Genomic DNA, 10,703 nt, shown 5'->3' on the forward strand with positions numbered 1-10,703 from the left:
AACTTAGTAAGTTTGGAAAACTTGCCAAGTCTTTCCTATTTTTGCCAACCCAATTTCAAATGCCGAAGTGGTGAAACTGGTAGACACGCACGTTTCAGAGGCGTGTGGGGGTTGCCCCATGCGGGTTCGAGTCCCGCCTTCGGCACAAAACGCTGTTCCTGTTATCAGGAGCAGCGTTTTTAGTTATAACTTCTTTTCCCTTATCCTTCTTACAATCCTCACTGCAGTCATTATCACAACTGCAAACGCAATAAGCCCAAGCACCCCCCAAAGCCAGTCGACTGTATTCTTCAAAACGACGAGAAACACAATAGAGAAAAGAAATATGGTTGCAACTTCATTAAATAGGCGCAATTGAAAGGAGGTATACCGAAACTTTTCAGACCGCAATTCCAGGAGTAGCTTGCGCGTAAATGAATGGTAACCCAGTAGTCCCAACACGAATAACAATTTCAATCGCATCCAGTCCTGATCCAGCCACGCAGGGTTTAGATATAGCATCGCTGTTCCGCACAATAATGCAAGCCAGCACGCCGGCTTCATGATCGCGTTCCACAGCAGCTTTTCCATTTTGGTAAACTGGGTCAAAAGGATTTCTTTCTCTGGGCTGGGTTTGTCCTTCGCCTCTGTATGGTATACAAAAAGCCTGGGCATATAAAATAACCCGGCAAACCAGCTGACGACAAAAATGATATGGAGCGCTTTAAAATGAAGATACGTCATGGTAGATCTTTTCGCAGGCAAATTTCGTAAATATCTTATGAATACGGCTGATAAAACTTTCTTTCTCAGCTAATCGTTACCAATTGAAAAATAACGTATATCACATGAAGAGAACCACCATCCCCGTTTTAACATTTCTTTTTTTGTGTTGCATGGTTGTCATATCCTGCGCTCAATCGGAAAAAAAACATAAGAAAAATATGGACAAAGAAACTGCATCTACCTTACTGGACGAAAATCATGTCGATACAACCGGCACCCAGATTGCCACTTTTGCCACCGGATGTTTCTGGTGCACAGAAGCGGTGATGGAGTCGCTCGACGGTGTCAAAAAAGTGGTTTCCGGTTATTCGGGTGGACATGACCCCAATCCGAATTATAAAGACGTTTGTACAGGCACAACCGGCCATGCCGAATGTGTAGAAGTTACTTATGACCCTAAAGTAATTACATATGCTGACCTGCTTGAAGCATTTTTTCGCAGCCACGACCCGACCTCACTGAACCGTCAGGGAAATGATGTGGGAACGCAATATCGTTCGGCCATTTTTTATCATAACGACGAACAAAAGAACCTGGCCGAGCAGGCAAAGACGGAGTTGGATAAATCCGGCGCTTATGGAAAACCAATCGTGACGGAGATTTCCAAAGCGCAAAAATTTTATCCGGCAGAGGACTATCATCAGAACTATTTTGCAAACAACCCCGATCAGGGATATTGTGCATTCGTGATTGCCCCAAAACTCGACAAGTTTAAGAAAGTCTTCAAGGACAAACTCCGCAAACACATCTGATCTTTGTCCGGAAAGTGGTGAAAAACCGCTTATAAGGCAGAAGTCCCCGGATAATAAGTATGAATGGCACAAGTTTTGAAGCATTAAAATAAAGGCTTTAATTTGTGCCATTATTATTTAACAATAACTAATCTATTACGATGAAAAAGATTCTATTTATGTTTTTAGTTGCCTCTGTCCTGAGTGTAACTTCGGAAAAAGCTTTTGCTCAGTTTGAAAAAGGAGATAAATTGTTGAATGCTGGAATTAACTTAGGCGGCACCTACGGCGGCGGCGGCGTGGGTGTCGGTGCATCTTTTGAGGGTGGCGTTCACGATTTTATAAGTGTTGGGGCTCAAGCTGACTTTGTCACCTGGAATTACGGTTATTTCGGTTACAAATGGAGATACAACTTTTTAACCATCGCCGCAAGAGGCTCGTACCACTACGGCAAGCACTTTTTGAAAATCGACAATCTAGATCTTTATGCTGGTCCAGCTCTTGGATACCGCGTTTCTTCTTTTAGCGATCCTGATGGATACAGCGGAGTGTACAATGATGGATATGGCAGCGGTGTTTTCTTCGGAGCTTTTGCAGGTGCACGTTACTACTTCAAACCAACAATGGGTGTATTTGCAGAGGTTGGTTACAATGCTTCACCCTTGAAAGCCGGTATTGCTTTCAAATTTTGATAAGATCGAAATTCTATGCATTAAAAATCGGCCTGGAGAAATTCCAGGCCGATTTTTCGTTTAAAGCCCAATTCGTAATGTGACATAAGCAGCGCCAGTCGACGGATTGAAGCCAGGACCCACCTGAAACGTCAATGGTTCATTTCTTTGCAGCAATTCCCTGCGGATTTTTCCAGCCTTTGAACCATTTTTCCCTGCCTTGATAAATCCCACCGTCCCGAAAGTTACCGCACCTGCAAATCCTCCGATCATCATCCAGGCACCTCTTATGGCGCGTCTTTCGTCCTGGTAACTTTTAAAATTTCCATTCGCGTCCGTAGCACTTGCCACAATGCCGGTACCTATGCCCGCTACAATTATGCCAGCAGAAGTTCCTGCAATCCCCATGATCATTCCGCCCTTAGATCTCGATTTGTAAAATCTGTAAGTCGCCCTCAGGTGGTCTGGGGTTGAAGACCGGATTTCGTCCAGAAACTTATTGCCGGTTTTAGGAGCAGTTGTAACCTGAGGCCTCATCCCCTTCGTAGTTTGGGACGGGGCATAGTAACTGGGCATTTCCAAAACTGCTTCAAAAGTTTCGACATCCCCATTTCCGTAGCGGATCGAAGCTATTTCAGTTTTGCGTATAGTAAAAACCGGCCCTTCTGTATCGGTTATTTTTTTATACTTCACTGAATTTTCGTCCACTTCCTGAATAAAAACTTCAAGCTTGCTATCATCTCTCATGATGATAACATCCGGTTTCCGGGGCGTTTGTGCATTGAGCTCACCCAGGAAGATCATAAAGAGCAGGGCTAAAAGCTGGGCGGGCAGCTTAGGTAAATTTACTTTCATTGCGCAAAGATCTTAATCAGTTAATCTTCACCTAATCAAGTAATAAATTAATCCTTATCAAAATGACAAGCTCAAGGTAAGATGGCCTGATTTATTAAACGGATCAAAACCTGGGCTCAGCCTGAAAGTAGTGAGTGGCTGGTTCCGCCTTTCCAGCTCGGCTTTGACCTTCTCCGCCTTGGCCCTATGTATTTTGTAGTTCTTGAATCCAACAGTGCCTAGCACAATCCCCACTGCGGGGCCGGCTATCGCAAGCGAATTTCCAATCGTCTTATTATCGGGACTGTCGCCAGTCGTAGAAATGATAATTCCTGAAACCAATGAGACAACTGCGACGGAAGTGAACACGATGGCCCCGGTTTTGCCATCGATCGATCGGTCTTTATGATAGCGGAACTTATCACGCAATTGATCTGAGTTTGCCATCACGACACTTTTCTCAAAAGCATTGGCAGGCAAATTGTTCAAATCAGCGTATTGACCGACACTATCCGGAGGTATCTTTCCTGCGAGCACTGAATCCCGGACATTGATATTTTTCCCATTTTTGAGAAGGACACGTGCAACCTGGTCCAGGTAGATATAAGTTTTGGCGCTGTCAGGAGTGCCCAAATCCCTGTAATTAATCTTTTCATAGCTCATCTGAATAATAAGCGCCTGAATACGCGAGCTGTCGCGTTTCACAATCACATCATTTTTTCGGACAGATTGGGCGTTTGCGTTGCAAATAAAAAAGAGAGACGAAAAAAGGACGAGCAGATTTCTTAATGTGTGTAGTCGCATAGTGGCATGGTTAGGATGAAAAATAGATTTAAACCTATTCAAACTTTCCTGACTTGCACTAAAAAACTATGCTATTATATTCCAAACTTATTCAACTGCTTCACAAGCACTTCAAAATCTTTGGGATACGGAGCTTCAACCCGTATTGGCTCACCATTCATCAATGCAAAAGACAGCGAATGGGCATGTAACGCAACACGCTGTATAAGAGGCTGTTCCTCTGTTTCTTTCTTTAAATTAAATTTGCGTTTCAGGCTCGAAAGAAAAATAGGCTCTCCACCGTACTGAGGGTCGCACACTATAGGAGCTTTCAAACACGATAAATGGATACGGATCTGGTGCATTCTTCCGGTTATGGGTATACATTCCACTAAAGTGTATCCACGATAAACCTGTAAAGTATTAAAAATCGTCTCGGCTACCTTACCCTCTGCACGGTCTATTTTAACGGCAGTACCATTTTTGAGGGGTAAAATAGGCAGATATACAGAAATACTATCCAGGTTATGGATGCCGTTCGCAACCGCATGGTAGCGTTTGGTAACTTCCCTATGTTCAAATTGCATGGCAAGGTGCCGGTATGCAGCTGGATTTTTTGCAAATGCCAGTGCACCTGACGTTTCTTTATCTAACCTGTGAGCGGCCTGAAGTTCCGAATTGTATTCTTTTGCCAAACGCAGTACACTCCCCCCCCTATCCGCGGTTCTTTCATCCAGTGTAGCCAAATGCGGTGGTTTGTTAACCACCAGGAAGTCTTCATTTTCGAATAATATGATGTCTTTGAAATTCAATTTCATAATCGTTCCAATAAAAACAATCCGAATGAATTATCATTTAAGGATAACTCATTCGGATTGACCTTGTTTAATATCTGAGCTTTTTCTTTACAAAGGTAATTATTCCAATCTTAATAAGCGGGTTTGTTATCATTCAGACCAAAGCACTCACTTTCGTAGGGTTCGGGTTAATCGTATCCGATTCAACCAGTCCGTCGCGGAGACGGACAATACGATGTGCATAGTGGGCGATGTCTTCTTCATGTGTTACCATGACGATCGTATTTCCCTTACTGTAAAGCTGATCAAACAAGTCCATGATCTCGTAAGATGTTTTGGAATCCAAATTTCCCGTCGGCTCATCAGCGAGCAAAATACTGGGGTCGTTAACCAATGCCCTGGCAATAGCTACCCTTTGCCTTTGTCCCCCTGAAAGCTCGTTGGGCTTATGTCCCGCACGATTTTCGAGACCGACATTTTTAAGGGATAACATTGCCTTTTCAGTCCTGTCGGACTTGCTCAAACCCGCGTATATCAATGGAAGTGCTACATTGTCCAATGAAGACATACGTGGCAAAAGGTTGAAAGTCTGAAATACAAAGCCAATTTCCTTATTCCTGATTTCAGCCAACTCGCTTTCTGTCATATCGCTTACATCCTTACTATTCAGGATATATCTCCCGATACTTGGTGTATCCAGGCACCCTATAATATTCATTAATGTAGATTTCCCTGACCCTGACGGGCCCATAAAGGCTACATATTCTCCTTTATTAACCGAAATGGTAACTGATTTCAGCGCCTGTATCACCTCGCTGCCCATTACGTAACGTTTCGAAATGTCAGTGGTTTCTATAATTTTCATGGAGAAATATTTTCAGTACGGAATATCTTAATATATGGGGTTTTTCAGGCAACGGCTGATACCTTCCGAAAATGGATGTACGCATACAGCGCCGCAAGAATTACAGCTGACGGAATGCCGTCTTTTTCTATTTCGCCCTCCTTCTGCCAAAAATCCTTTAGCTTAAATGCAGCAACCTGCTCCTCATTTCTGAGGGTCCATTTTCTGCGAGTCCAGGAATCAAACTTCCATTCATAATCCAGGTTATCGTAAGTAATGGTTGCTGCGCCTTTGATAAATCGGTACCGAATCTGACCAAGAACCTTTTCTCCATCGATGTCGGTGATTTCCGTAAGCTTTTGCCAAAAACCCCTGGTTTTGAACCTCATAAGGTTTCCATCCAGTTCTCCGTAACCTTTGCTTTTCCAGCCGCTGGTTTTTAGCAATCCAGTGATAACCTTACCCCGGAAAATCCTGATTTCCGTACCGGTAAAATTAGATTTCCAGGTTAAGGACATTGCTGATGAAGTGTAATTTGCGCTAACTAAAATATTAAATCACTGAAATTCCGCCCGTTGTTTTTCGATAAGTGCCCGCATAGGTTGATAGCGACTCATAAATCGCTGATAATCGGCTGGCGACGCGTATTGCCTGACTTTCGCTTCACCTTCATTTCCCTGAGCTATCAAGCCCTGTTCCAAACTCAGATATGCGTATTGCTCCCATATTTCGGGGGCATATTCATTATATCTCAGCGCGTTTACCACAATCTTGTAGGCTTTGGCTGTTAGTTTCTTTTTTCGGAAATATTCCGCGGCCGTGGATACCACAGTTGATTTGAACGGGTTAGCATGGACTGCCTTTTCATAATTCGCGTCGGAAGGCGCATTCTCTGCCGCCAGCAGCAGCGAATCGGCGGATGATTTAGGTTTAGCCCCGGAAAACAGTGTCTGCTTCAACTGCTCAATAGCTGCATTTTTTTTCTTTTCCCGAATTTTGTCCAACAAAACCGCCGCGATTTCCTTTTTGTCAGAAAGAGCATTAGCCACTGCCATCCCTATTGTCCCCTCTACTCCCTCGACTACCGATAGGGTTTCCATAGCTTTGTCGTACAATCCCAATTGCAACAGCCAATGTCCTAAAACCTTATGGTACAAATTACTGGTTTCCCCATCTTCCGCCGACCAAGCAGAGAGGGTTTCGATGGCTTTCAATTTATCACCGCTGTAAAACTCAGGGTACAGTGCCGCAAAATTAAGGTCTTGGGCCAGCATCGGGTTTTTTATTGCAAGCTTTGGCAACAATTTTGCGGGGAAACTGTCGTGTTTGGCCTGGTTGGTCGCGTAATTCAGAAGATATGCGAGACCGGAAACACTCAGCAGGGAATCTGCCGGAACTGATTGTGTGCTGAATCCTTCTTTTGAAAAACTTTGCCTTAAATTCTGCACCGCCAGCCAATTCGCCTGCCAGGATAGATAGGTTTGCTTTTCAGAACCAGAGGTAAGAGAGTCTAACAAGCCCGAATCTGTACTTTTTGCAAGAATCGCGAGCATGTTCGTAGCAGGGATCTCCGGACGAGCGGCGCTAGCCCGGGCCCTTTCCACATAATAATAGGCGGAGTCGGCAACATTGGTCTTCGAATACAGCATTCCAAGGTTATTGAGCAGTTCCCCGCTTTCCGGGAACCTCCGGATCCCTTCCTGCAAACTATAAACGGCATCAAAAAAAAGATCTTCCTGAACCAGTATCCCACTTAAGCCTGCATATGCCTGCGGTGAAGGATTTTTAAGAAGAGCCCGTCTGAAATAATAAGCAGCAGCATTCCGGTCACCTTGCTTCAATGCAAGCGAAGCCAATGCGTAATTGGATTTATGGTTCTGGAATTCCTGTTGCAATCCGAGCTTGTAATATTGCTCGGCCAGAGCAAACTCCTGCGTAATTGTGTGCAAATCCCCCAATCCATTGAAATAGCCTGCAATAGCCTGATGAACAGGCAGCAGCTTTTGTGTTGAAAACAAAATAACAACTCCGGCAAACCCGAAAAGTCGTGTTTGAGTAAGGCCGAAACGCATCGGTTTATAGAGTACCTTATATACTGCCAGTCTCTGTCGGAAAAGCGGATAAAAATTTACGAGTATGTAGAAGAAAAAGAGCAATCCCATTGCAAGTTGTCCTTGTACCACAACATCTTCCAATGTTTCCAGCACAGGATCATTCGCTGTTCCAGCCAAAAAAGCGACGAATGCGACAGAAATGATAAACATCCCAATATAGAGCCAGAAACCGGTGCTCCGGAACGGAATGATGCTTCCTGTTGAATCGGCCCTGCGACGAAAACCCCACAATCCCAGGGTAGCCGCGCCCAACCCAAGAAACACCGGGTTTACCAACGTCATCTCCCAATCTATTTTCCTGGTGTTTTTTAGATATAGTAAAAGAAGCAGAAGCAGGTACAATACACTGATTACAACAAAATTAAGAGGGCCTGACCTTCCCTTGATAACTGAGCCGCTAGTGCTGAGCCACACCATTCCCGCCATTAGTTCTGTTGAGCTGACCAACAAAAAAACTACTGTTATGAATAGCCACATGGGAAAAGAATAGGTCGCGGCTGTTAATGCAGGAATCCCAGACTTTGATGCGAAAGTGACCAGCAAAACAACCAGGACCGAAACCAATGCAACCCCTCCAATGCGAAGTGCGATTCCGAGATCAGGCCTGAATGCATGAAAATAGTACGTGATTGCGGCATACAAAATCACCGTTATCAAAAACAGAAACCGGTTTCCTTCGCCCAGAACACCCAATGTCTCGAGTCTCGAGAAGGCAAGAAAAAGGATAAACGCCACCATGCCCGTGAGATACCAGAACCGGGACATGGTCGTCATAGCTGCCAGGACCAGCGTCAGGCCAGTCAATGCCAGAAACCAGAATATGTAGACGACCTGAAAATCAACTTCCATCACAGAGGCCATGAAGGTTTCGGTAACCAGGTGCGAAGGTATGGATACCCCGTATTGCCACTGCCCTAATTGTATGACGTCAACCACCGTACTGATATCTGACATTTCGCTGACTACGTTCCAGCGCACTGCATTTTGCAGCGGATCAATGATTTTGAAAACAAAGAATGTCACAGCCAAGAGCAGGATTACAAAAGCCGCAACCGTCATTCTACGCTCGGAGGAAGACCAGACTTTCCAGAAAAAAAATTCCTTCATAAATTATTTAAAACTCCATTTCCGGAATTCTTTAAAATTATTCGATTGAAAATCGCCGGATTATCTAAAAAATATCCAATAATTCAGCTTGCTAACTATTGGTACTAACCAAATTATCCCATACTTTTGCGGTCTGAAAATAACCTCACCTGAGATAATCAAATTTATATAATGGCAAACGCGACAAACATAGGAAAAATTACGCAGGTAATTGGACCAGTTGTAGACGTATCGTTTGAGGACAGCGCGAGCATCCCGGCTATCCTTGATGCGTTAGAAGTCATCAAACCAAACGGTCAGAAAGTTGTACTGGAAACCCAGCAGCATTTGGGTGAGGACCGTGTCCGCACCATTGCGATGGACAGTACAGAAGGTATGCAACGCGGAATGAAAGTTACTCCGCTGGGCTCACCCATTAAAATGCCAATAGGCGAAGGAATTAAAGGACGTCTTTTTAATGTGATCGGTGAAGCGATCGACGGTCTTACCCCTCTTGATTCATCAAACGGTATCTCTATCCACCGTTCAGCCCCCAAATTCGAAGATCTGGCAACTGCTACCGAAGTACTTTTCACGGGTATCAAGGTAATCGACTTGCTGGCTCCTTATGTAAAAGGAGGTAAAATCGGTTTGTTTGGTGGTGCGGGTGTTGGTAAAACCGTATTGATCCAGGAACTGATCAACAACATCGCAAAAGCGTACGCCGGTCTTTCGGTATTTGCAGGTGTTGGAGAGCGTACCCGTGAAGGAAACGACTTAATGCGTGAAATGATCGAAGCCGGTATCATCAAATACGGCGAAGAGTTCAAGCACAGCATGGAAGAAGGCGGCTGGGATATCTCAAAAGTGGATTACAATACTTTGAAAGACTCACAAGCAACTTTCGTTTTCGGACAAATGAACGAGCCTCCTGGCGCACGTGCACGTGTGGCATTGTCTGGTCTGACGATGGCGGAATATTTCCGTGACGGTGACGGCGAAGGACAAGGTCGCGATATTCTTTTCTTTATTGATAATATCTTCCGCTTTACACAAGCGGGATCTGAGGTTTCGGCCCTTTTGGGACGTATGCCTTCGGCGGTGGGTTACCAACCTACCCTGGCAACAGAAATGGGCCAGATGCAGGAACGTATCACTTCTACAAAACGCGGATCAATCACTTCTGTACAAGCGGTTTACGTACCTGCGGATGACTTGACTGACCCTGCTCCTGCAACAACATTTGCTCACTTGGATGCTACTACGGTACTAAGCCGGAAGGTGTCCGAAAAAGGCATCTATCCTGCTGTGGATCCATTGGATTCGGCTTCGCGTATTTTGAATGCTGAAACACTGGGTGCTGCACATTATGACTGCGCTCAGCGTGTGAAAAACATTCTTCAGCGTTACAAAGAATTGCAAGATATCATCGCGATCCTTGGTATGGAAGAACTTTCGGATGAGGACAAGCTGGTGGTATCGCGCGCCCGCCGTGTGGAACGTTTTCTGTCTCAGCCATTCTTCGTTGCAGAACAATTCACAGGTTTGAAAGGTACTCTGGTTGATATCAACGATACCATCAAAGGTTTCAACCTGATCATGGATGGTGCATATGATCACCTTCCTGAAATGGCTTTCAACCTGGTTGGAACGATTGAAGACGCTCAGGCAAAAGGAGAAAAAATGCTAGCCGAAGCAAGCAGATAATTCAAAATCGGTTTGCCAGTTGCTGTATACTTCCAGAAAGTCCCTACAGCTCGAGGCTAACAGCTAAACGCCAAAAAAATGCATTTAGAAATCATTACCCCAGACAAAAAAGTATTCGCAGGAGAAGCGAATGCAGTCACGTTGCCGGGGACAGAAGGACAATTTCAGATATTAAACCGTCATGCACCCTTGGTCAGTACACTTGGAAAAGGAGATGTGGTAGTAGATACCGGGGCTGCCAAACAAACCTACGTCATCGACGGAGGCGTTGTGGAAGTGCTCAATAATAAAGTATTGGTTTTGGCAGAAGCTATTTTATAGTCATCCCGAAAATTTTGAAAGAAGCAGAGGCTGGTGACGGCTTCTGCTTT

11 protein-coding genes and 1 tRNA gene are annotated in these 10,703 nt (G+C 44.6%); 5 read left to right on the plus strand and 7 right to left on the minus strand.

Annotated elements, in window-relative coordinates:
• Window positions 1-61 precede the first annotated feature (61 nt).
• Window positions 62-145 (plus strand) — tRNA-Leu (locus tag AC1XUF_RS19975).
• Window positions 146-183: 38 nt separating this feature from the next.
• Here the strand turns inward: AC1XUF_RS19975 and AC1XUF_RS19980 are convergent.
• Window positions 184-723, minus strand: coding sequence for a CopD family protein (locus AC1XUF_RS19980; protein ID WP_483343589.1), 540 nt, complete (start codon window positions 721-723; stop codon window positions 184-186).
• A 200-nt stretch (window positions 724-923) separates the two neighbouring features.
• On the opposite strand from AC1XUF_RS19980, the gene msrA reads away from it, so the two are divergent.
• Together msrA and AC1XUF_RS19990 are read left to right on the plus strand one after the other, a co-directional pair.
• Window positions 924-1,517, plus strand: a complete 594-nt coding sequence (gene msrA, locus AC1XUF_RS19985) for a peptide-methionine (S)-S-oxide reductase MsrA (protein WP_483343590.1) — start codon at window positions 924-926, stop codon at window positions 1,515-1,517.
• 140 nt (window positions 1,518-1,657) lie between these two features.
• A complete protein-coding gene (locus AC1XUF_RS19990; protein ID WP_483343591.1) occupies window positions 1,658-2,188 on the plus strand; it encodes a hypothetical protein in 531 nt (176 codons plus the stop codon).
• Between the two features lie 60 nt (window positions 2,189-2,248).
• Here AC1XUF_RS19990 and AC1XUF_RS19995 read toward each other — a convergent pair whose 3' ends face one another.
• The 6 genes from AC1XUF_RS19995 to AC1XUF_RS20020 all read right to left on the minus strand — a co-directional run bounded on the left by AC1XUF_RS19995 (window position 2,249) and on the right by AC1XUF_RS20020 (window position 8,646).
• Window positions 2,249-3,022, minus strand: a complete 774-nt coding sequence (locus AC1XUF_RS19995; RefSeq protein WP_483343592.1) for a hypothetical protein — start codon at window positions 3,020-3,022, stop codon at window positions 2,249-2,251.
• Window positions 3,023-3,079: 57 nt separating this feature from the next.
• Window positions 3,080-3,805: a hypothetical protein gene (locus tag AC1XUF_RS20000; RefSeq protein ID WP_483343593.1), complete on the minus strand. Its 726-nt coding sequence runs from the start codon at window positions 3,803-3,805 to the stop codon at window positions 3,080-3,082.
• Window positions 3,806-3,879: 74 nt separating this feature from the next.
• On the minus strand, window positions 3,880-4,602 hold the full coding sequence (locus AC1XUF_RS20005) for an RluA family pseudouridine synthase (RefSeq protein ID WP_483343594.1): 723 nt from the start codon (window positions 4,600-4,602) through the stop codon (window positions 3,880-3,882).
• A 133-nt stretch (window positions 4,603-4,735) separates the two neighbouring features.
• Window positions 4,736-5,446 carry an ABC transporter ATP-binding protein gene (locus tag AC1XUF_RS20010; protein WP_483343595.1) on the minus strand — a complete coding sequence of 237 codons (711 nt, stop codon included), beginning with the start codon at window positions 5,444-5,446 and terminating at the stop codon, window positions 4,736-4,738.
• Window positions 5,447-5,490: 44 nt separating this feature from the next.
• The gene (locus AC1XUF_RS20015) at window positions 5,491-5,943 is read right to left on the minus strand and encodes a hypothetical protein (RefSeq protein WP_483343596.1); all 453 of its coding nucleotides are present in this window, start codon (window positions 5,941-5,943) and stop codon (window positions 5,491-5,493) included.
• 39 nt (window positions 5,944-5,982) lie between these two features.
• Window positions 5,983-8,646 carry a tetratricopeptide repeat protein gene (locus tag AC1XUF_RS20020; protein WP_483343597.1) on the minus strand — a complete coding sequence of 888 codons (2,664 nt, stop codon included), beginning with the start codon at window positions 8,644-8,646 and terminating at the stop codon, window positions 5,983-5,985.
• 171 nt (window positions 8,647-8,817) lie between these two features.
• Between AC1XUF_RS20020 and atpD the strand changes: the two genes are divergently transcribed.
• Both atpD and atpC read left to right on the plus strand, forming a co-directional pair.
• Window positions 8,818-10,332 (plus strand): F0F1 ATP synthase subunit beta, encoded by a 1,515-nt coding sequence (gene atpD, locus AC1XUF_RS20025; RefSeq protein WP_483343598.1) that lies wholly within the window; start codon window positions 8,818-8,820, stop codon window positions 10,330-10,332.
• Between the two features lie 78 nt (window positions 10,333-10,410).
• The gene (gene atpC / locus AC1XUF_RS20030; protein ID WP_483343599.1) at window positions 10,411-10,653 is read left to right on the plus strand and encodes an ATP synthase F1 subunit epsilon; all 243 of its coding nucleotides are present in this window, start codon (window positions 10,411-10,413) and stop codon (window positions 10,651-10,653) included.
• Window positions 10,654-10,703 lie beyond the last annotated feature (50 nt).

The sequence above is a fragment of the Dyadobacter sp. HNCC25DJ185 genome, from assembly GCF_056895195.1.